This window comes from Marinomonas profundimaris, from assembly GCF_000508165.1.
Taxonomy (GTDB): domain Bacteria; phylum Pseudomonadota; class Gammaproteobacteria; order Pseudomonadales; family Marinomonadaceae; genus Marinomonas; species Marinomonas profundimaris.
This window is the reverse complement of record NZ_AYOZ01000060.1, coordinates 115,172-136,928: the sequence shown is the minus strand read 5'-3', so window position 1 is coordinate 136,928 and position 21,757 is coordinate 115,172. Positions and strand designations below refer to the sequence as shown.

Sequence of the window (21,757 nt, the reverse complement as noted above, 5' to 3'; positions counted from 1 at the left end):
TGTTGAAAGGTCTGAGAATCAACATTGTTAGCCCAGGCGTTATTGAAGAAGCGATGGAGGTTTTTGGGCCTTATTTCCGCGGACATAATCCGGTTCCTGCTGCACGAGCGGCTTTAGGGTACGCGAAAAGTGTTGAAGGTCGTCAAACAGGTCAAACCTTCCGTATTTTATGAGCTCATAGTATTTCAATGAAAAGAGTGAGGCGCCGCGAATGCTCGCTGCCCCTCGCTCTTTTTTATGTCGAAAAAATACGCTTTAAGAAGCAATGCTGTTTAGTTTTAATGTGTTTTTTTGGAAATGCTGGTTTTGAATGTTACGCACATAAGTAGTGCGTTTTTTTTTGCGAAGTATGGGGGGGGGTCGATATTCTCGCCTTATCGGTTGATAGATGGGTTGTTTCTTAATAATTCATTTTGGTGCAATAAAAAATCTATTTTTACCAGATTTGTGCAATTAAATTTAATTCAAAATGATTTTTGAATTAAATTGCGTCACCTTCGAAAAACTGTAATATGCATGATTCTGACCATTAGGTCATATTTATTGCATTTAAAATACACAGTGTTGATTGAGGGGAAACGTATGATCAAAGCGCTTTTAGGTCTTTCTACTATGGTTCTTGCTAGCACCAGTTTTGCGGCAGACTATTCTGATGATATCCATAAAAACGACTATTCTTGGAAGCAGTTTAATTTGATGTATGCGTTTGATGAATTGCCAGGCGAATCCAGTCACGATTATTTAGAAATGGAATTTGGTGGACGTTCTGGCGTTGTCGATCTATATGGTTATCTTGACGTATTCAATGTGACATCAAGTGATAGCAGTGATAAAGCGGATAGCGACAAGATGTTTCTTAAACTTGCACCGCGTTTTTCGTTAGACGGAATGACAGGGAAAGATTTGTCGTTTGGTGCGGTACAAGAGCTTTATGTGTCAACGCTATTTAGTTTGAATGGCGGCCAAGATGGGACGAATAATTCATTCTTTGGTTTAGGGGCCGATGTGGATATGCCTTGGCTGGGTAAAGTAGGGATGAACCTTTACGCGTTATATGACAAAAGCCAAGGGAATCGAAATGGCTGGAACGGTTATCAGTTTTCAGCCAACTGGTTTAAGCCGTTCAAGACGTTTGATAACGGGTCATTCCTAGCGTACCAAGGTTACGTCGATTATCAGTTTGGTATGGACAGCGATTATGTTACGGCAACAGATGGTGGTGCAACCTTCCAAGGCTTGTATTGGCATTCTAAACAGTATGCGCTGGGTTACGGTCTGAAAATTTACAAAGATGTGTATGGCATCAAAGACTCTTCAGGGTTTAAATCTTCTGGCGTTTCTCATTACATTTCGGCAACGTATAAATTCTAAGCGAATCAATTCTTGAGCAAAAACCAACCATCAATGTGATTTATTGATGGTTGGTTTTTTTATGATGTTGCTTTTATGTCGGCAGGCGTCGTTTTTCTGTGTTTTTTATTTGAGGTGTTCATCATGATGTTCATGTCGAACATCGTCTGTGTTGGACTCCAGCGCTTCAAGTATGGTGCAGTGTTCGGCGCTTTCTTCTCCGCCGCAGCAGGCATCGGATAAGCGTTTCAGTGACGTTTGAAATCGAACCAGTTCCGCGAGCTTTTTTTCTACATTGTGCAATTTGGTGTCGACTAACATTTTGACGTCCATACAAGCCTTGTCTGCTTTGTTGACCTCTATTGAAAGCAGTTCCTGAATTTCCGCCAGTGTGAAGCCAACGCCTTTGGCTCGAAGAATAAAATGCAGTGTCTCTTTGTCTTTGTCTGTGTACAGGCGATAACCCGATTCTGAACGGCTGGAAGGTGTGAGTAGCGCGTTTTTTTCATAGAAGCGTAATGTGTCGTTATTTATGCCGCATAGTTTTGCCAGTTCGCCAATTCGATACATGTCTCTACTCCTTTTATTGTTCCTTTCAGTATAAACCTTAGTGCTTAGTCATAGGTAAAGAAGGATCTTGGGCTTTTTACTTTTCTTTCACTTGAGATCTTTTACATTACGGACAAATTTTGAAAAGCACAGAGCGTTGTGCCGTTATGTTAGAGGATGAGTTGTCATGGATATAGTGCACAGCGTGGTGTTGGGATTAGTTGAAGGCGCCACGGAGTTTTTACCTATTTCTTCTACAGGTCATATGATTGTCGTTAGTCAATGGTTGGGGATGGCGCAAACGGAAGGAAATAAAGCGTTTGAAGTGATTATTCAGCTGGCGGCAATTTTGGCGGTGATCGCCAATTACAAGGAACGCTTTAGCTTCAAGCACACGCGTCTTTGGTGTCAGGTGTTTGTTGCGTTTTTACCCGTTGCCATTGTGGGCTTTTTGCTTCGCCATCAAATTAAAGATCTATTCTCTGTGTCTGTAGTGGCGACCATGTTTATTGTGGGTGGTGTGGTATTTTTACTGACGGAAAAGGTTATTAAGAACCGAACGCCCAGTGTTGAGCGATTGGAAGCGCTGAGCGTTAAGCAGGCGTTGTGGATTGGTTTGGCACAAGTATTCGCCCTGATACCAGGCACCAGCCGAGCCGGTTCGACGATTGTCGGCGCGCTGTTTGTGGGTTTAAGTCGCAAGGCCAGTGCGGAGTTTTCGTTTCTTTTGGCATTGCCTGTCATGATGGCGGCGTCTGGCTACGATTTATTGTCGCATTATGATGCCTTCGTGGGTGAAGAATGGCTTCCGTTGGCTGTCGGATTCGTTGTCGCATTTGTGAGTGCTTTTGTGGTGATGAAGCTGTTTATGGCGTTTCTAGAAAGGTTTACTTTTGTGGCCTTTGGCTGGTATCGCATTGTGTTTGGAGGGCTTTTACTGCTTCTTGTTTAATGTCGTTTTGATTTGTGGTTTACACCTAAGAAAAGATGCTTTGTAATGTCTCTCTCCACTTAGCCTTATTCTGTGATTTATTGGGGTGTTTGTCATGCGTTGTTGTTTTCCTTTTGCTGTTTTTGCCGCCTTGTTAGCGGGTGGTTGTGCTTCTTCAGACGCGCCTCCTGCTGGCCGTTCTTTGGCGTCATTCAAAGGGGAGTCTGCCTGCTACAACAGAGAGACGGAACCTTATACGGCGGTGGTGGACACGCATTTACATTATCGGCCTTTCGACGGCCGAGCGATTCCCTTTGAAGAGATGAATGCCTTTTTATCTCGCACCAGCGTACGTTTTGCTAATGTCTACGGCATTGGGCAAATGATGCCAGCTGATTCCAGTTGTTCTAATTATCTGAAATGCCCCGGTACACCGGTTTCACCGACAACGCGAAACGATTTTGTGAACGCTGAAAATATGCTTAAGCACAAACCGGATGACCTGCATCTTACGCTTTCCATGACCTTTACCGATTTGTCTAACCCTGAACCGACGGTTGCCATGATGCAGTTTTATGAAAAGAGGTACCCCGGTATGTTTCATTGGATGGGGGAAGTGAATTTAGTCAAACAGGCTCAATTTAATAATCGACATAAACCCGCCACACCGAAAGACATTACCAAATGGGTGGATTTCATGGCGGCGCTTCGGGTGAGAAATTCCCCCATTACAATTCATTCAGACATTGGCAATGACGCGTCTCCAACCTTGTATTTGCCTTTAATGGAGCAGGCATTGGCGCTGTATCCAGAAAATAAAATTGTCTGGGCGCATATGGGCATGTCTTATGAACAGACGACCATGAAGGCATCTGAGCATATTGCGATTCTGTCTCGTTTGTTGGACCAGTACCCTAATTTGATGCTGGATATTTCATGGCGCATTTTGCAAGACTATTATTTCAGTGTGCCGGGCAATCAGGGTCAATACGTTGCTTTTATGAATCGCTACTCGGATCGAATTTTACCGGGCTCTGACTTTGTGGCGTTTCGAAATAACTCGTTTAAGGTGTATCAAAAAGAGCTGGAAGCCACGGGGCGCATTCATCAATACCTTGACGATGACGCGTTCCGAAACATCGCATTAGGCGAAAACTACTTTACGTTATTGGGCTTGGATTATCAGGCGCCAAAGGTGTGTCAGCACTAATGCAGTAGTTTGCTTTTTGTTGTATTGACGTACGATTTACGTCGTTTATTCGTTATCTTGCATTGTTAAATCACACGACTTGTTCCATGATTTTAATATTCCATTGATGAGGAACTTTGTATGGCGAAAATATTGGCAGCGGCTTCCAATCGAGGACAATCTCTAGGGGAAGAAATCGCAAACAGTATCAGTCATGGTTTGGGTTTGGTCGCTGCAATTGTTGGCACGCCTTTTCTGATTTTGAGCGCAATTAACTACGCGGATGTGAGCTTTATTGTTGGCGTAAGTATTTTTTCCGCTACGATGATTTTGCTGTATCTGGCATCGACTGTGTATCACGCGATGCCAAGAGGAAAGGCGAAGTACGTTTTTCGGGTAATTGACCATTCCGCCGTGTATTTGTTAATTGCAGGAACCTATACCCCCTTTATGCTGGGCGTGTTAGAAGGCGCGTGGGGCTGGTCACTGCTTGTGGCGGTTTGGGCGCTGGCTCTGAGCGGCGTGGGACTGAAAGCGTTTGGTAAAGCCTCTCACCCTGCTTTATCTACGTCGCTGTATGTTGTCTTGGGATGGCTTATTCTGATTGCGATTAAACCATTGGTTTCATTGATGGAGCCCAACGGGTTGTTGCTATTGGTGTTGGGCGGTGTGCTTTATACGCTCGGCGTGGTGTTTTTTGTGATTGATTCACGTTTGCGTTATGGACATTTTATTTGGCATTTGTTTGTCGTAAGCGGAACAGCGAGCCACTATTTTGCCATTTTCTTTTACGGCGCTTAGCTGGAATGAATAGGGGGGAGCGGCTCTGATTTTTTGTTTTTTTGTATGAGTGCTTACTGCTCTAGTTTCCTCTGCCATTGATGTAGGCTTTTGAGTTGCTCTAATAATAAGGATTTATTGTTTGGGGTTAACTCACTAAAGAGTTTAATAACGGTTTGTGTTTCGTGGTGTAGCAATTGATGGCTAATGCTTCCATCTGTCTCTTCCTTCCCTTCCTTTTCTAAAAAATCTTGTATTTCGGCAAGAGGGCGCTCACTTGCTGCGTATAAAATAGAGGGTTTGGTGTTTAGTGCGTAAGCCAATTTTTTTAGCACTTTTTGTGAAGGTTGCCTGAGCCCTTTTTCAATGCGTGAAACGTTACTGGTAGCCAAATCTGCTTCCAGGGCAATTTGTTCTTGTGTCATTTTACGTTGAGTACGCAAAATTTTTATAACGTAGCCAATATTCATTGGGGGATTATCCGTTGAATTTTGCCTATGCGGCAAAACCTGTAGGGCAATTTGCTTGACAGATTTTGCCTTATAGGCAATATTGACGGATCTTTTTGTCTATAAGACAAATTTAGGATGATGTATAGCGTTAATCTGGACATGCAGTAAAGGGATAGACTTGTGGAAATAGATGGTTCGAATGCAGAGCGTAATTGGAGGGATTTAAAGGAAACTAATAACGGTTTAATCGTGTTAGACATGAATGACCAAGTAGTTTCTTGCAATGAAAAAGCCAAAAATACGCTTCTGAATTCACATTCAGATGATGGTATCACTCTTCCTTTAGATTGCTTCTGGTTAGAAACTGACCAACGTGTTTTTTATCTGAATGAATTTAAACACATTTTTGGGAAAATGATTACGCTTTTGTTGCGTTCTGGCCATGCTCAGCCCTGTCGAGTTAAGGTTTTGGTTGAAGAGTTGAGTTTAGCGGGTCAGCTTTATTGCAGTTTATTGATTCAAGAAGATCAGACAGACCCAAAAAGTGATGGCCTTTATTGTCGCAGCCAAATGGCTCAGGCACTTAGTAATGACCTGAAAGACAACGTATTAGAACTGCATTATCAGCCTCAGATAAACACGGCCGATAATGGCTTGTACGGCGTGGAAGTTTTATCAAGGTGGACCAGTCAAAAATTTGGTCGTGTTTCGCCAGATGACTTTATTGCGGTGGCTGAAGAGTTTGGCTTTATTGCCATGTTGGATTTATGGGTATTAACGCAAGCGTGCCAGCAATTGGTCGTGTGGCGTGAGCAAGGCATACAGGTTCCTCTTATCGCGGTGAATTTTTCCCCTCTTAGTTTTAACTACCCTAATTTGAAAGAAACAATCCAATCGATTCTTTTACAGAATAGGTTGTTGCCATCTGATTTGGTGTTGGAAGTCACAGAAAACAAAAAAGTCGTATCCTTATATCAATTCACGGGTGTCATTAATGAGCTTTACGCGATGGGAATTCAAATATCACTGGATGATTTTGGGACTGGGTACTCAAATTTGAAGCGGTTGCTTAAATTCCCCGTGTCTCAATTGAAATTGGATCGTTCGTTTGTGATGGATCTTCCTCATGGGATTTCAAACGCGTTAAGTGAGACGGTTTTTAGTATTAGTCAGAAAATTGGTGCGGTTTCGATTGCAGAAGGCGTAGAAACCGAACTGCAATTTCGCTTGTTAAAGGAGATGGGGTACGAAATAGTTCAAGGGTATTTGTTTTCTCCTCCTGTGCCAAAGGCGGAATTTGATACCTGGTATCTTTCACGCTTTTCATGACGTATCTCGTCAGAAAATGGCATAACAAATGTCTGATCACGGGTTGTCATATCTTCCCAATCGTATCGCGTGTATATTGGCGTTTTACCAGTGGGTGATGGCCTTAAGCCACATCAATTGGTGAATAACGCCTTCTTGTTTTGTTGGGTAATACGCTGCTTTTATGAATATCGTACTAGAAAATATCGCGGACACGGACATCACGTGTTCCAACTGTCAAGCCGCTTGTTGTCGCATGGAGGTGATGATTATTACCGATACTGGTGTGCCAGATAAGCATATTTCGGTTGATGAATGGGGCGGTGAAACCATGCTAAGACTGGAAGATGGTTGGTGTTCTGCAGTGGATAGAGACACTTTTCGTTGTACTATTTATGAAAACCGACCTTGGATTTGTCGAGAGTTTGAAATGGGTTCTTATGAATGCCAAGATGAATTTCGATCCGCTAAATAGTTCATTTCCTATGGTTGTGTGAGAATCACGAAAAACCTGTATATCCATTCGTTTTTTCTAGCAAACTTCGCTGTTATATAAGCATCCCCTGTTTTTTATTTAAGCCTTCCAAATTCCATAACAAATGGCACTTATGCGGTTTAAGCCGTACTCTTATGCACAATATAAAAGCGTAATATGTGATGGATAGGAGTGTTTGATGCAAGCAATACTACGTGGATTTAATTGCGAATATTCTGAAGAGCCTCCTAGTCTCGATGAGATTCGTGGAGTGTCTGGCTGTGTATTATTAGAATTTGGTACGCCGTGGTGCGGTCATTGTCAGGCGTCGCGCTCAGCAGTCGAAGAGGCAATGAAAGCGCATCCAGAGTTAGTGCATATTAAAGTGTTTGATGGTAAGGGCAAGCGACTTGGGCGACAGTTTGCTGTTACGCTTTGGCCGACTCTAATTTTATTGAATGATGGACAGGAAGTAAGTCGGATTGTTCGCTTTACTTCTGTTAATGATGTTCGAGAATTATTGGCGCTAGTTGTTTAGGAATCATGAGTTAAGCGATTAAGTGTTTAGTGATTAAGTGTTATGTGGAACGGTAAGTTACGACACGTTACACGGTAATATCGATCAATCTACCTATGGTTTTATCCGATGAATCGATGACTTTTGCGTTGGCTTGCGCGTCTAATTCACTGCTTTTTGTTTCGATTAATCCCTCTTGGATTGGTGCGTTGTCGAGGTTCGTGTTTCTCAGCGGTGTTTGGTTTAGGGTTTGCGTTGAAGCATCAGCCACTTTTTGGCTGGCCTGATTCAGTTTGTCTTGGCTCTGTTGCAAGCCCTGCTGACCGTATGGAAATGAAGCGTGATTGATTTGCATTGATGGATCGACCTTTGCATTGAACTATTGGTTAAGCATAGCATTTTTGGTGTTTGTTTTTTGAACAGTATTTGTTTTTTTATGTTGGGTATTGAAAGTGAAATCCATAGAACGTGTTCTTCGTAAATATCATGTTAACGCCAACAGCAGTCTTAACAAAATGCTGTTGGTTGTCGTGCTTATTTTCTCTGTTACGTCGGTGATGGCGAGTAATGAACTAAGTGAAAAAAACAAAGCCGATTTCTTTAACGTCATTGATGATTTCCAAACACAAAGCAAATCCAGTTCGACCTATCAAACGGACAAAATGAATGCACTAAGTCATGTTTTGTTAGACGTTGTTTATGTGGGAGGCAGTGTTGGTGAAGGCGAGGGTGGTCGGTATGACAAAGACCCATTAGTGCGATTTGATGAGTTCGATTGCACAACGTACGTTGAAACGATTTTAGCGGGAATGATGTCAGCAACGTCCGATGAATTTGAATCGCGCTTAATGCGATTACGTTACAAAGACGGTCACGTCTCTTTTGTGTCGCGTAATCATTTTCCAAGCCTAGATTGGCTGCCAAATAATCAAGATAAGCTGGTGGACATAACCGCTATTGTCGCTGGCGATGCGGTGTTGGAAGCAAAGGCAATCATAGATAAAGCGGCTTGGTATCAGCATCTCAAAGACAATGTTATTCATTGTGATTCGGCGACGTCAGAAGACTGCCAATCCTTGTTGGCTCAGCTACAGGCGGAAGGGCAAGTCTTTCAACCAGAATCCGCTTCCTTGCCATACGTTCCTTTAACCCATTTATATCATGACGAAAATCGGAAGGTGAACCACGCATTATTAGAGCGTATTCCTTCGGGCAGCGTAATCAATATGGTTCGTCCTGATTGGGCATTAAAAAAATGGATTGGGACCAATATGAATGTGTCGCATCAAGGTATTGCGATTCGAAAAAATGACACCTTATATCTTCGACATGCCAGTGTTGTGCATAAAAAAGTGCTCGATGAAAACTTTGCGGATTATTTTGCACGTTTTTCTTCCGCGTCTTCTTTAAAAGGCTTCAATGTTCAAATGCTGAAGCCCGAATAAAGTAGTCTGTGATTGCTTGTCTTATGCGAGTTATTTCCGGCGGTGCCTTTGTTTGAAATTGGTGCTGAAATATTGCAAATGCAGTTCAAGTGCATCACATGAAATCGTGATTTCTCGAACGGACAGATACAGGGAATACATAAGACAAATAAGGCTGGCACCAAAAATATAACTGCCGATTTGCTGATACTCTAAGTAAATCGCCATCATGGACAGTACGCAAAGAAAAAAGCTGATGACACCGGCTTCTTGCATACGACGAATTAAATAAATGCGTTTGCGCAAATTGGTGATTTGTTCGGTGATATTTTCATCTTCGAGCTTTGGGTCAAAATTACGAATAATTGAGGCGAGTGTGACAAAGCGGTTGGTGTAAGCCAGAAGCAATAGAGAAACGGCGGGAAACAGCATAGCGGGTGTTGTGAGCGTAATAATCATGGTTGGCCTTGTCTTTAGTTAACGTGTTTTTGAGCTTAATTAAATGCCGTTTAATTTATAAAACATGCGCTTATATTACGTCTTCAACGGAATATTTAATATCCCAATATACCCTTCTGAAAGTATAGAAAATAAGCATTGTATCGTTGCTGCTTCCTTCTATAATGCGGCTATATTTTTGTGATCGATACGGTCGAAATTTTGTCGTTCTAGTCTAGATTAACCTGAGTTTTAACCCCAGCCTTATGCGGTGTAAAGTGAGAAATAAATGAGTGATGTGTTGAGTATTGGCTTCCTGATTATAGCCGGTGCATTGTTTGCTATGTCTGAGATTGGCATGGCGGCAGCAAGGAAAATCAAATTACGAGTGCTTGCAGATGAAGGCAACGTGAAAGCGCTTGCTGTGCTGAAATTACAGCAAAAGCCGGGTGCTTTTTTTGCCATGATTCAAATCGCCCTAAATGCGATTGCCATCTTGGGCGGTATTATCGGTGAACAAGCGCTCACTCCGTATATAAAACAAGTGGTGAGTTTGCTCTATTCTGGGCCTTTGTTGGATCAAGTCAGCTTTTTCCTTTCCTTCTTGAGCTTGACCTCGTTGTTTATTTTATTTGCAGACTTATTGCCGAAACGATTGGCGATCATCATGCCGGAAGCGGTGGCGATTCGAATGGTCACGCCCATGCTTTGGGTGACTTTTCTTTTAACACCAGTCGTCTTTTTGTTTAACGGTATTACTAATACGATTCTTCGATTGTTTAACGTGCCGATTGAGCGGGAAGAAATTGTCACAACAGAGGACATTGTGGCCATGATGGACGCGGGCGCGGAAGATGGCAGTTTACAGCGTCAAGAATATCAACTGATTGGTAATGTGTTTGAGTTAGAGACACGCAATGTTTCCAGTGCCATGACGCCACGAGATCAAATTATCTATTTTGATATTGATGACAGCAGTGAAGAAATAAGCCAAAAAATCATCGATCATCCTCATAATGATTTTTTAGTGTGTAATGGTAGCTTAGATAAAATTGAAGGCATTATTGAGTCGAAGGAAATTCTGCGCTTAGTGCTCAAGGGTGAGTCAGCGCAAATCAAACCCGAAAAAGTCGATAAAGATGTTTTCTATTTGCCTGAAACCTTAACCCTGTCTGAGGCGCTGAATGCGTTTCGTGTTGCACCGCAAGCCTTTGCCGTTATTGTCAATGAGTACGCTACCGTCGTAGGCATTGTGACGGTGAAAGACTTATTAAGTGGCTTTATGGGAGAGCTGCTTACCCCAGAGGACGAAGAGCAAATAGTGCAACGAGACGCAAATTCTTGGTTAATTGAAGGATTAACACCAATCAATGACGTGATGAGAACCCTGGATATTGAGGATTTTCCTGAACGTAATCAATACGATACTTTGGGCGGTTTTATTACTTATAGTTTGAAGCGAGTGCCTAAGCGTACGGATTTTTATATTTACGAAGGGTACAAGTTTGAAGTGCTGGACTTAGAAGGCGTGAGAGTTGAGCAGCTATTGGTGACGCGACTGAAGTAACAGAAATGTGCCTGTCAGCGGCCTTACAGTTAGTATTTTTTCGGTACGTGCCGTGTGTGATTAGCGGCCCACGAAAGTAGGTTTGTCTGAAAAACAGAACGTCATGTTAGTCAAATCAACGATACTTCGGGCAAGAATGTTCGAGTGTTCTATCGCTGTCCCGTGCAATCAAACACGTCAGAGCTGGAAATAGTGATCTATATAGATAAATATCAATGTCGATGCGTTCTTATTGATCTATTTTAAAAGGGTTGATCAGGCAAAAAGGAAAGACGCTTGGTTTTTCAGTGCAGGTTTGACGACCCAAAAATAACCCAGTAGGGTAGATATAGAAGCATAGACAAGGCACCGAATGACTAAGGTGTTTGTTTTTACCATTATGTTGGTGTTTAAAAATGAATTTCATTGTTTAAAGGAGAAAACAAAATGGCCACAGGAACCAAAAGCACCACAGGAACCAAAAGTACCACTCAGTCCAAAGCGCATGAAAAAGTAGATAGTGTTGCTGAAGCGGCGCATAAAGGCGTAGATAATGTCGCTGAAATGAAAGAGCAGAGCCAAGAACGCATCGAAGAAGTGGCTCATCAAATCAGCGAACAAGCACATAAAATTGCTGAAACTGCAAAAAGCCAATCAGAAAAAGTAACGTCTGCTGTTGCTGATTATGCCAAAGAACATCCTGTCAAAACCATTGGAATCGCTTTTTTGGCTGGCGCGCTTGTTGCCAGTTTTTTGAGTAAGCGTAAATAAACGTCATGGAAATACCACCGCATTCAGACTCGCAATCAAACGCAGACTCACCACCAGATGAAGTATCGACTTTTGACGAGGTTATCGTCTCACACAAACGTTGGTTGAAGAGTGTATTCTCATTAGGCGCACTAGAAGCCAAAATGTGGGTGACCTCGAGCGCCCAGCTCCTCGCTTTAATGTGCGGTGTCATTTTTTTATTACTCACGACTTGGCTATTACTAATTGCAACCGGTGCTGCCATTGCATGGAGTTACGGCTTTTCTTTGGTTGGTATTTTTATCAGTGCGACGTTAGTGACCTTGGTGAGTGCGTTTGTGTTGCTCTACTTGGTAAAAAATACGTTGAAGAGCATGGATTTTACCCGCACGTTGGACGCTATTATTCCAACGGAAGAGACATAACAGGAAAAGGAGTGCAATCGTGTTTGGCCTTAAACGCATGCACAGGCAACGCGTACGCTTGTATGAGCGTACTCAAGTGTTGGAAAAACGTGCTAAAGCCTCTCGTGAAAAAGCCGTCGATGAATTGTTCGACAAAGCGACCAGTCCGACAGGGCTGATGGCCAGTTTTGTATTGGGCGCCAGTACACAATTGGATGTTACAAAAAAGATTCGGAAAAATTTGCTAAATGGTGCCAGCCGAGATGTATTGAGTTTTTTATTTTCTCAAGTAATGGCTTATATGAACGTAGAGTCAAACAAAGCGCCAACTGAAAAAGAGCATCCCCCTACAGATCCGCGACAGGCTCAGGAAGCACCAACGGATGAGTCAATCAAATTAGGTTGAGTTGAACATTCTCTGTTTCACATTATTTAGCTCTATTTGAGTGCGTTCTTCTCAAATACGGTGGTTTATTCAAAAAACATCCCATAGTCCTCGACTTTAGTGCCGTAAATCACTATATTCGCCCCCCTTTGTGTTTATATTTTGTACGCTGATTAGGCGACAAGCGTAAACGGTTTTCTTTTCTTTTTTTAGGGCTTTCTTTTGATTTCCACAGCTAATATCACCATGCAATTTGGCGCAACGCCATTGTTCGAAAACATCTCCGCAAAATTTGGTAACGGTAACCGCTACGGTTTGATCGGTGCGAACGGCTGTGGCAAGTCTACTTTCATGAAAATTCTGAGTGGCGCGTTGGTTCCAACGTCTGGCAACGTGTCTATCACGCCGGGTGAAAAAGTCGGTACCTTGAGTCAGGATCAGTTTGCATTCGAAGAATACACGGTTGTTGATGCCGTTATTATGGGCGATGTAGCGCTTTGGAAAATTAAACAAGAACGCGACGCGATTTATTCTAAGCCAGAAATGAGCGAAGAAGACGGCATGCGTGCTGGTGAGCTTGAGGCAGAATTTGCCGAAATGGATGGCTACAGCGCAGAAAGTCGTGCGGGCGATATTTTATTAGAAGCCGGTATTGAAGAAGAGTACCACTTTGGCTTAATGAGCCAAGTGGCACCGGGCTGGAAACTTCGAGTATTGCTGGCTCAAGCTTTGTTTGCAAACCCTGATATATTGCTTCTAGACGAACCGACTAACAACTTGGATATTCATACTATTAACTGGTTGGCGGGTGTATTGAATCAGCGCAAATGCACCATGATCATTATTTCCCATGACCGTCACTTTTTGAACTCTGTGTGTACGCACATGGCGGACATCGATTTTGGTGAATTGCGTATTTACCCAGGTAACTACGAATACTTCATGGAAGCATCGTCTTTGATTCGCGAGCAGTTGCTAACTGAAAACGCGAAAAAGAGTGCGGAAATGGACGACTTACAAGCGTTTGTTAATCGATTCTCTGCCAATGCATCGAAAGCAAAGCAAGCCAGCTCTCGTGCGAAGAAATTAGATAAAATTGAATTGTCCGAAGTGAAACAGTCAAGCCGTATGACACCATCACTTAACTTCAAACAAGATAAAAAGCTGCATCGTCAGGCGTTGATTCTTGAAGAATTGGGCCATGGTTATGAAGACGATATGTTGTTTACCGACGGCAGTATTATTCTTGATGCGGGTGCGCGATTGGCGATTATCGGTGAAAACGGCGCAGGCAAAACGACTTTCCTTCGCTGTTTGATGAACGAGTTAGAAGCCAAGCAAGGTGAGATTAAGTGGGCGGAAAATGCAGTAATTGGTTATTGCCCGCAGGACAGCACAGAAGACTTCAACTCTGATCTAACCTTGTTCGATTGGATGTCAAAATGGCGAACGGTAAAACATGATGATTTGAAAGTTCGTGCCATGTTAGGTCGTTTGTTGTTTACCGCGGATGACTTTAATAAAAAAGTACGTGTGTGTTCTGGTGGCGAGAAAAACCGTTTATTGTTTGGCAAGTTAATGATGATGGATTTAAACGTTCTTATCATGGATGAGCCAACAAACCATATGGACATGGAGGCGATTGAAGCCCTGAACAATGCCTTGATCGACTTTGATGGTACGTTAATTTTTGTCAGCCACGATAGAGCGTTTGTTTCGTCTTTGGCAAACCGAGTGATTGAAATTAAAGGTCAAAAGGTCGTTGATTTCCAAGGTACTTACGACGAGTATCTCGCTCATCAAGCGTAGTGGTATTTACGAAAGGTAATGCTTTTCGCTAAGTGCGATACGATTTACTGAGTATAAATTGTCACAAAAAATACGATAAAAAACCGCTTTCTGGACACCCAGTAAGCGGTTTTTTTTTATGCCATTTATTTACCTGAGTTATCGGTTTGGTGGTTAAAAACAATGGCGAGTTATGTTTGCATTTTTTATCAAAACAATATATAAATGTTATAACATAACGCTTATATGGAGTACACGATGCGTAAAAACATTCATCCTAATTATCGAACGGTCGCTTTTCACGACACGCGAATGGATACTTATTTTTTGATCGGCTCAACGGTAGAGACGAATCAAACCGTCAATCGTGATGGTAAAGAATACCCTTATATGGCGATTGATATATCGAGCGCTTCACATCCTTTCTACACTGGCGAGCAAAGGTCGCATGACGGCGAAGGGAGAATTTCACTATTTAGACGTCGTTATCGTCAGAGTAAATAAAGGAAAAAAATGATGAAGGTTCTCAGTTCACTAAAAAGCGCCAAGCGTCGTCATAAAGATTGCAAGGTTGTAAAACGAAAAGGTCGTTTATTCGTTATCTGTAAATCCAACCCTCGCTTTAAAGCGACGCAAAGTGTAAAAAAGAAAGGCGGCTAGTGATTCGTCTTCTTCGTATTTAGGCGATTATATTAGTATCAATATAAAAAAGACCTGCTCGTCGGAGCAGGTCTTTTTTTACGTTCAAGCAGACTGAATTAAGCTACTTTATAGAGACGCTTACACCTTTTTAGAGTTTAAACACCGACATGACTTCTTGTGTGTCTTTGGCGGTTTTCGCTAAAGATTCACTGGTAGCATTGTTTTGTTGGATCTGTTTTCCAGCTTGAGCGGAGAGCTCAGTCACTTTTTCGTTTAAGAGGTTCAGCTGTTGAACCGCTTCACTTTGCATGGTGACACTCTGGATTACTGTGCCGCTGGCTTTGCTGATGTCATCAACAGAGGTGGCGATTTCTTCCAAATATTTCGTGGTCTGAGTGATCTCTTCTGTGGTTTTTTGAGATTGTTTATGACTTTCCGTGATACGTGTTTCCGCTTCCTTCGCACCGCTTTGAAGTTTACTGATCATGCTTTGAATTTCATCGGTAGACGCTTGGGTGCGACTAGCTAGACCGCGGACTTCATCAGCAACAACCGCGAATCCTCGACCTTGTTCACCGGCTCGTGCGGCTTCAATTGCAGCGTTCAAGGCCAGTAAGTTGGTTTGCTCTGCGATGGCGCTGATCACATCTAACACGGAGCCAATTGTTTGCGATTGCTCAGCAAGTTGTACCACGGTTTTAAGGCCAGATTCTAAATCTTGTGACAGTTTCTCAAGCGATTCGACGGTCTGTTTAATCGAGTCTTGTCCTGTTTGTGTTTTATCCACGGTTAATTGTGCAGAGGCTAGCGTCGACTGAGTACTTTCAATCACTTCATTTTTGAAATTGTCGACATCATTAATCGTTTCTGCCATTTGCTTAAACATGCCTTCACGCTGCTGTGTAATGGCCTGTGTTTTCGCCGCAACGGAACGTAATTCCTGACTCTTAGTATCGACTTCTTTGTTAAGCGATACCGCTTTGGTTAATGTCTGAGATAGTCGCTCTACAAAAGTGTTGTAGTAGGTCGCAATCTCGGTCAATTGGTCTTTTCCAGATACTGGCAAGCGTGTTTTAAGGTCACCGTCACCACTCGAAATATTATGCAATGCGGATTGTATTTGCCCAATAGGAAGAAGAATCGAACGTACGATTAAAAAGGATATGAACAGCGATATTAAAATAATGATGGCACTGAGGGTACCAAGCTTAATGGTTTCTTGTTGGAATTGAGTGTCTACATCATTTAGGTATATGCCAGATCCAATGATCCAACCCCAAGGTTTAAAACCTTTTACATAAGAAATTTTCTCGACGGGTTTTTCACTACCAGGTTTTGGCCATAAGTAGTCTACGAACCCTGCCTCTTGTGCTTTAACGATTTTTGCAAACTCAGAAAAAAGTTTTTTGCCATTAGGGTCTTCTAGATTAGAGAGATCTTTGCCATCCAGAGCAGACTTGAGTGAGTGCATTACCATCACGGCGTTGTAATCGTTAATCCAGAAATATTCCGTTTCAGAGTAACGAGTGCCTTTAATGGTTTCCATCGCATAGCGTTGAGCATCGGCTTGGGATAGTTCGCCAGATTGTTGGAGTTTATAAAAGTAATCGAATACGCCGGTTGCGGTTTCAACAACATTTTTAGTTTGCGCGTATTTTTCATCAAGCAGAGATTGTTTATTGGTTGTTAGGGATAAATAAACAACCAATATAAGGCCGAGTGAAAAGAAAAAAACCAGACTGGTTAGACGTAGATTTATTGGAATTCCACGGAGTGTGTTTATCATTGTGTCATCCTCGATAAGGTCTTTTTATTTTTATAGCATTTAAGAGAGGTGGAAATATGTGTTCTTGTTACATCACCATTCTCTATGAGTAGTTTTGTAGTGGCATAGTTGTTTGATGATGTTTCTTTCCTTGTAAGTTGTGCTTTTATGCGTTCGATTATCTCAACTTCCTCATTTACTGCACATCCTCTACCCATATAACCATAATGGCATGCAGCTGTCATTTCTGTGTAACGTTTTGTCGATAGTGTGTTATCTAACTTCCTTTTGCAGGGGGAGGTTGTTTTTGGTCGCCAGTTTTATTGGATGAGTCTCCAATTGGAATAATTCTATTTAAATAGTATAGGGCAGTATTATGAAAATCGAACAACACGCTTTAAGTTTTGATGAATTAGATGAGATTGCACGTCCCGCGCCAGACATCGTGGAATTTGAAGAAGTGGCAAACGCAATGGTTTCTCGTCGCGGTTTCTTAGGTGGAAGTGCCGCCGTTGGAGCAGGTGCTTTCGTCATGGGTTCCACGGCGTTATCTGCCAGTAACGCTTTGGCTGCGGGAACGGAACAGTCCCGTCTTGCGTTTAAGATGGTTAAGGCGAATGCCCTTGACACCATCACAGTGCCTGAAGGTTATAAATGGGAAGTACTTGCTTCATGGGGTGACCCATTGTTCAGCAATGCGCCAGCGTTTGATGCTGTTACCGGTGGCACTGGTGCATCACAGGAATTGGCTTTTGGTGACCACAACGATGGCATGGCGTTCTTTTCGAAAGGCGGCAAGCAGATCATGGCCATTAATAATGAATACACTAATGGCAGTACGCTTCATGCAAATCGTGCCGATGGCATGCCAGCCACGGCAGATGACGTTCGTAAAAACAAAGCGGCTCATGGGGTTTCAATTGTTGAAGTATCGCAGCGCGGAGGTCACTGGGGGATCGTTCAGGATTCGCCTTATAACCGTCGTATTACCGCTGATACAGAAATGGACATTACTGGTCCAGCGCGTGGGCATAAGTGGATGCAAACGTCAGCGGATCCTAAAGGCCTAGTGGCAAAAGGGACATGGAATAACTGTGGTAACGGACAAACCCCGTGGGGAACATACTTAACATGTGAAGAAAACTTTAACGGTTATTTCACTGCTAAAGATAAAAACTACAGTATGCCGGAAGCGTTTAAACGTTACGGATTGAGTACAGAAGGCCGTTACAATTGGGCATTGGGTGATGAACGTTTCGATTTGGTGAAGGAACCGAACGAGCCAAATCGCTTTGGTTATATTGTTGAAATTGATCCATTAGACCCCACTTCTCGACCAAAGAAGCGTACGGCTTTAGGTCGCTTTAAACATGAAAATGCCGAGTTGACGATTGCCTCTAATGGCCATGTTGTTGTGTATCTTGGGGATGATGAGCGAGGTGAATTCTTATACCGCTTTGTTTCTAAATATAAGTATTTAGCGGGTGGGAATAACCGTGATTTATTGGAAGATGGCACTTTGTATGCCGCGAAATTCCATGACAATAATCGTGGTGAATGGATCGCGTTAACACCAAAAACAACGGGCATGACAGACGCGGAAATCGCCATTCATACTCGTATGGCGGCATCCAAGGTTGGAGCGACCACCATGGATCGCCCTGAGTGGGTTGCTGCGAACCCAAATAAAGTAGAAGTATTTTGTGCTTTAACGAACAATAAAAACCGCGGCGTTAAGCCGAATGCAGGCGGTGACGCGACGCCGCCTGGTGGCCCCAACCCTCGTGTTAAGAATAACTTTGGTCAGATTGTGCGTTGGGTGCCAATGAATGCAGACCATACCAGTGGTGAGTTTGAATGGAATCTGTTTGTGTTAGCGGGGAATCCTGCGGTGTACGACGATGCGAATGCCGGTTCTCAAAACATCAATCAAGACAATATGTTTAACTCGCCTGATGGCTTGAAGTTCGACTCTAAAGGCTTGTTGTGGATTCAGACAGATGGAAATTACTCAAACGAGAATGGCTTCCAAGGTCAAGGCAACAACCAGATGTTGGTGGGAGATCCTGAAACGGGCGAGATTCGTCGTTTCTTAGTTGGACCGAAAGAGTGTGAGATCACTGGCGCAGCGTGGAACGAAGAGAGAACGACGATGTTTATTAGTGTTCAGCACCCAGGTGAGAAAGGAAATTCTCATTGGCCAAACGGTGGTCAATCCGTTCCTCGATCCAGTGTTGTCGCGATTTCTCGTGAAGACGGCGCGGTGATTGGTTGATTTTAATTCAACGTTAATGTTGATGAATGGAAAAGCCAGTATGATGATCATACTGGCTTTTTTTTAACAGCGGTTGGAGGTCAGATTCAATAAAGTAGATATAATGGCCTTTCATTATTTTTTCGTGATTCAAATCATGATTCATATCATTAAGAGTATAAAATTCACTTATGATATTCTTGCTTCGACATAGGGAAAATGTCAGTCTTGGCTCTGTTTTGGCAAAATGCAGGATGTGTTTTCCCTTATTGTTCTATATATTTGATTGTCCTTGAGAGTTGCCCATCAAAATGAGCGCCAAATAAAACGCGCTGTAATGAAAAAAATAAGTGAGTAGTAATGGGTGTTGTTCTTTCTAAGTCATTATTTATTAAGCAAGCGCTGCTAACGTTAGTATTGGCGATTGTATTAAGTTTAGTCAGCAGTTTGATTCAGTTTATTGACGGTGTCCATGATCAGAAGCTTCACATAGATAAGGACTTTGACGAGTTACTTGCTGTGGTTGAAAAACCCTTGTCCGAAGCGGTGTTCCGATTGGATATCGGATTTGCACAGCAACAGATTGATAGCTTATTACTGAACGCTGCAATTGCGCATGTGGAAGTGCGGGATGAATCCGGAGCGGTGTTTGTTCAAGCAACCACTACAGATGATGATTACTCTGTATCAAGTGAATGGGCGGAGTACTTTCTACCAGAAATTCAAGGCTATAAGCGGCAGCTCCGTTTAGAGACGCCTGAATTTCAAGCCGGCTATTTATTGGTGTTGCCTGAAAAACGTTTTTTACTCGATACCATTTTCAAAGAACACCTTTCTATCCTTATTTATAACTTGTTTAAAGATGTTTTATTGGCCTCCCTTATTTCTTTGGTTTTTTACTTTTTGGTCACAAACCCCTTAAAACGTTTGACGGAAACCTTATCGACCGCGGGTCACAAAGAAGAGTTGCCTTTGCCAAAATCTTTCCTCCGACGCCATAAATCTGACGAGCTGGGTCATTTACATTCTACTTTTTCGCAACTTTGGAACAAATTAAACACCGCGTTGAGTGACTTGGAGCGCAGTGATAGTCACACGAAAGCGATGATAGAACACGCCGCGGACGGAATTTTACTGTTGGATGAAAACAATAAAATCACCTTGGTTAATACAGCCGCAGAGGTCATGCTGAAAGTAAAAGGAGAAAGCCTTCAATCCAGTTCATTAGAAAGCTTGCATGCAGCGTCATCTTGGGGGGCTTTTTATAAAATACTGAATTCACTGAAGGTCGATTCACCCCAAACCGTAGAAACCTTGTATCAGATTCAGAGTGCTGAATTACCAGTAGAGATACGTTTAGCCAAGTATAATATACAAGACAAAATAGAAACCTTAATGCTGATCCGAGACGTTTCGGACCGCAAAGAAACAGAAGCGCACATCCATCATTTGGCGTACTACGATGCCGTCACGAATTTACCCAATCGCCAATATTTAGCCGATAAGCTCGCCGAGACATTACAATCTCAACAACATGGCCAGAGTTACTCTGCGGTTGTGTTTATGGACCTCGACAGATTTAAAACCATAAATGACTCGCTAGGGCACAATGTTGGCGATCAGTTATTGTGCTGCGTGGCGTCACAACTTGCGTCTCTTATTGAAGAGAATATTGTTTTTGCGCGAATGGGTGGCGACGAATTTGCTTTTTTATTGACGAACTTAGGCAGCGATAAAGCGCGTGTTGAAAAAGCAATAAAAGGGTTTTCTGAAAGCATCATGTATGCGTGCCAACAAGTTAAAAAAGCGGGCCGCCATGAAGTTCATATTACCGCGAGTTTGGGTGCGACCTTATTTGATGAATCAGGTTACTCGGCTGAAGTCATTTTAAAGCAAGCCGATACGGCGCTTTACCGTGCCAAAGAATACGGCCGAAATACCTTTGCCTTGTATAAAGCAGAGATGCAGGCGGTTTCAGATGCACGTTTGGAAATGGAAAAAGCGCTTCACCATGCGACGGAATTTAAATTGTTCGAGTTGTATTATCAGCCTCAAACTAATGATAAAGATGAGTTAATCGGCGCTGAAGCATTGATCCGCTGGAAGGATGACACTAAAGGGTTCATTCCTCCTGATCAGTTTATTCCGGTTGCCGAAGAAATTGGCCTGATTGTGGAGATTGGCCATTGGGTTTTGAATGAAGCCTTGTCGCAAGTCGCGACGTGGCTGAAAGAAGGGAAGTGGCAACCTTCGTGGCGTATGTCGATCAATGTGAGCCCGATTCAGTTCCAACAGGCGGGTTTTTTGCCCATGCTAAAAGAGCAGTTGGAAAAACACAAAGTACCTGCTCGCTGTGTTGATCTTGAAATTACGGAAAACATGCTACTGAACGATCTGTCATCTTGCCTTGATAAAATGAATGCGATAAAAAGTTTGGGTGTGTACCTTTCGATTGATGACTTTGGCACCGGTTATTCTTCATTGAAATATTTGAAATCATTACCGATAGATAGGCTGAAAATAGACCAATCTTTTGTGCGTGATTTGCTGACGGATAAAAGTGATGAAGCGATTGTTCATGCGGTGATCGCGATGGCCAAAGCGCTTAATATAAACGTTCTAGCAGAAGGCGTGGAAACGTTACTGCATTACGACCGGCTGCGTGAGATAAATTGTTTTTATTATCAGGGCTACTATTTTGGACATCCTTTGCCGCCCAATGAATTTATTGCTGCATTTGTCCATGGTTCCGCCACGTTGAAACCTTCTTTGTAGCGTAGTATTAAAGTTACAACTTTCATTTTTATTGT

At 42.7% G+C, this 21,757-nt stretch carries 23 protein-coding genes; 18 read left to right on the top strand and 5 right to left on the bottom strand.

Going from position 1 to position 21,757, the window contains the following annotated elements; translation table 11 throughout:
* Window positions 1-2: 2 nt before the first annotated feature.
* Entirely contained in the window at window positions 3-173 is a 171-nt protein-coding gene (locus D104_RS37265) for a Rossmann-fold NAD(P)-binding domain-containing protein (RefSeq protein ID WP_024025332.1), read from the top strand.
* 409 nt (window positions 174-582) lie between these two features.
* Window positions 583-1,371, top strand: coding sequence for a nucleoside-specific channel-forming Tsx family protein (locus tag D104_RS34955; protein WP_024025331.1), 789 nt, complete (start codon window positions 583-585; stop codon window positions 1,369-1,371).
* 105 nt (window positions 1,372-1,476) lie between these two features.
* On the opposite strand, the gene zntR is transcribed toward D104_RS34955, so the two are convergent.
* Window positions 1,477-1,920, bottom strand: a complete 444-nt coding sequence (gene zntR, locus D104_RS34950; protein WP_024025330.1) for a Zn(2+)-responsive transcriptional regulator — start codon at window positions 1,918-1,920, stop codon at window positions 1,477-1,479.
* 166 nt (window positions 1,921-2,086) lie between these two features.
* Between zntR and D104_RS34945 the strand changes: the two genes are divergently transcribed.
* From D104_RS34945 to trhA, 3 genes are all read left to right on the top strand, one after another.
* Window positions 2,087-2,851: an undecaprenyl-diphosphate phosphatase gene (locus D104_RS34945; protein ID WP_024025329.1), complete on the top strand. Its 765-nt coding sequence runs from the start codon at window positions 2,087-2,089 to the stop codon at window positions 2,849-2,851.
* A gap of 94 nt (window positions 2,852-2,945) precedes the next feature.
* Window positions 2,946-4,040 carry an amidohydrolase family protein gene (locus tag D104_RS34940; protein ID WP_024025328.1) on the top strand — a complete coding sequence of 365 codons (1,095 nt, stop codon included), beginning with the start codon at window positions 2,946-2,948 and terminating at the stop codon, window positions 4,038-4,040.
* Between the two features lie 120 nt (window positions 4,041-4,160).
* The gene (gene trhA / locus D104_RS34935; RefSeq protein WP_024025327.1) at window positions 4,161-4,820 is read left to right on the top strand and encodes a PAQR family membrane homeostasis protein TrhA; all 660 of its coding nucleotides are present in this window, start codon (window positions 4,161-4,163) and stop codon (window positions 4,818-4,820) included.
* A gap of 53 nt (window positions 4,821-4,873) precedes the next feature.
* Here the strand turns inward: trhA and D104_RS34930 are convergent, their stop codons facing one another.
* A complete protein-coding gene (locus D104_RS34930) occupies window positions 4,874-5,269 on the bottom strand; it encodes a helix-turn-helix domain-containing protein (protein WP_024025326.1) in 396 nt (131 codons plus the stop codon).
* A gap of 162 nt (window positions 5,270-5,431) precedes the next feature.
* On the opposite strand from D104_RS34930, the gene D104_RS0119140 reads away from it, so the two are divergent.
* From D104_RS0119140 to D104_RS34925, 3 genes are all read left to right on the top strand, one after another.
* Window positions 5,432-6,580: an EAL domain-containing protein gene (locus D104_RS0119140; protein ID WP_024025325.1), complete on the top strand. Its 1,149-nt coding sequence runs from the start codon at window positions 5,432-5,434 to the stop codon at window positions 6,578-6,580.
* A gap of 163 nt (window positions 6,581-6,743) precedes the next feature.
* Window positions 6,744-7,034 (top strand): YkgJ family cysteine cluster protein, encoded by a 291-nt coding sequence (locus D104_RS0119135; RefSeq protein WP_024025324.1) that lies wholly within the window; start codon window positions 6,744-6,746, stop codon window positions 7,032-7,034.
* Window positions 7,035-7,233: 199 nt separating this feature from the next.
* Window positions 7,234-7,572, top strand: coding sequence for a thioredoxin family protein (locus D104_RS34925; protein WP_024025323.1), 339 nt, complete (start codon window positions 7,234-7,236; stop codon window positions 7,570-7,572).
* A 67-nt stretch (window positions 7,573-7,639) separates the two neighbouring features.
* On the opposite strand, the gene D104_RS34920 is transcribed toward D104_RS34925, so the two are convergent.
* The gene (locus D104_RS34920; protein ID WP_024025322.1) at window positions 7,640-7,906 is read right to left on the bottom strand and encodes a hypothetical protein; all 267 of its coding nucleotides are present in this window, start codon (window positions 7,904-7,906) and stop codon (window positions 7,640-7,642) included.
* 97 nt (window positions 7,907-8,003) lie between these two features.
* On the opposite strand from D104_RS34920, the gene D104_RS34915 reads away from it, so the two are divergent.
* Complete coding sequence (locus tag D104_RS34915) at window positions 8,004-8,996, top strand: N-acetylmuramoyl-L-alanine amidase-like domain-containing protein (RefSeq protein ID WP_024025321.1); 993 nt, start codon at window positions 8,004-8,006, stop codon at window positions 8,994-8,996.
* 30 nt (window positions 8,997-9,026) lie between these two features.
* On the opposite strand, the gene D104_RS34910 is transcribed toward D104_RS34915, so the two are convergent.
* On the bottom strand, window positions 9,027-9,434 hold the full coding sequence (locus D104_RS34910; protein ID WP_024025320.1) for a DUF2721 domain-containing protein: 408 nt from the start codon (window positions 9,432-9,434) through the stop codon (window positions 9,027-9,029).
* A gap of 268 nt (window positions 9,435-9,702) precedes the next feature.
* Here D104_RS34910 and D104_RS34905 point away from each other — a divergent pair, with 268 nt between their 5' ends.
* From D104_RS34905 to ykgO, 7 genes are all read left to right on the top strand, one after another.
* On the top strand, window positions 9,703-10,980 hold the full coding sequence (locus D104_RS34905) for a hemolysin family protein (RefSeq protein WP_024025319.1): 1,278 nt from the start codon (window positions 9,703-9,705) through the stop codon (window positions 10,978-10,980).
* A gap of 426 nt (window positions 10,981-11,406) precedes the next feature.
* On the top strand, window positions 11,407-11,730 hold the full coding sequence (locus D104_RS34900; RefSeq protein WP_024025318.1) for a DUF883 C-terminal domain-containing protein: 324 nt from the start codon (window positions 11,407-11,409) through the stop codon (window positions 11,728-11,730).
* Window positions 11,731-11,735: 5 nt separating this feature from the next.
* Window positions 11,736-12,134, top strand: a complete 399-nt coding sequence (locus tag D104_RS34895) for a hypothetical protein (protein ID WP_024025317.1) — start codon at window positions 11,736-11,738, stop codon at window positions 12,132-12,134.
* Window positions 12,135-12,153: 19 nt separating this feature from the next.
* Window positions 12,154-12,519, top strand: a complete 366-nt coding sequence (locus tag D104_RS34890; protein ID WP_024025316.1) for a hypothetical protein — start codon at window positions 12,154-12,156, stop codon at window positions 12,517-12,519.
* 201 nt (window positions 12,520-12,720) lie between these two features.
* Window positions 12,721-14,307, top strand: a complete 1,587-nt coding sequence (locus D104_RS34885) for an ABC-F family ATPase (protein WP_024025315.1) — start codon at window positions 12,721-12,723, stop codon at window positions 14,305-14,307.
* A 237-nt stretch (window positions 14,308-14,544) separates the two neighbouring features.
* On the top strand, window positions 14,545-14,790 hold the full coding sequence (locus tag D104_RS34880; protein ID WP_024025314.1) for a type B 50S ribosomal protein L31: 246 nt from the start codon (window positions 14,545-14,547) through the stop codon (window positions 14,788-14,790).
* A 12-nt stretch (window positions 14,791-14,802) separates the two neighbouring features.
* Entirely contained in the window at window positions 14,803-14,946 is a 144-nt protein-coding gene (ykgO, locus tag D104_RS34875; RefSeq protein WP_024025313.1) for a type B 50S ribosomal protein L36, read from the top strand.
* 130 nt (window positions 14,947-15,076) lie between these two features.
* Here the strand turns inward: ykgO and D104_RS34870 are convergent, their stop codons facing one another.
* Complete coding sequence (locus tag D104_RS34870; RefSeq protein WP_024025312.1) at window positions 15,077-16,714, bottom strand: methyl-accepting chemotaxis protein; 1,638 nt, start codon at window positions 16,712-16,714, stop codon at window positions 15,077-15,079.
* Between the two features lie 355 nt (window positions 16,715-17,069).
* Between D104_RS34870 and D104_RS34865 the strand changes: the two genes are divergently transcribed.
* Together D104_RS34865 and D104_RS34860 are read left to right on the top strand one after the other, a co-directional pair.
* Window positions 17,070-18,968, top strand: a complete 1,899-nt coding sequence (locus tag D104_RS34865; protein WP_024025311.1) for a PhoX family protein — start codon at window positions 17,070-17,072, stop codon at window positions 18,966-18,968.
* 339 nt (window positions 18,969-19,307) lie between these two features.
* The gene (locus D104_RS34860) at window positions 19,308-21,722 is read left to right on the top strand and encodes a bifunctional diguanylate cyclase/phosphodiesterase (RefSeq protein ID WP_024025310.1); all 2,415 of its coding nucleotides are present in this window, start codon (window positions 19,308-19,310) and stop codon (window positions 21,720-21,722) included.
* Window positions 21,723-21,757 lie beyond the last annotated feature (35 nt).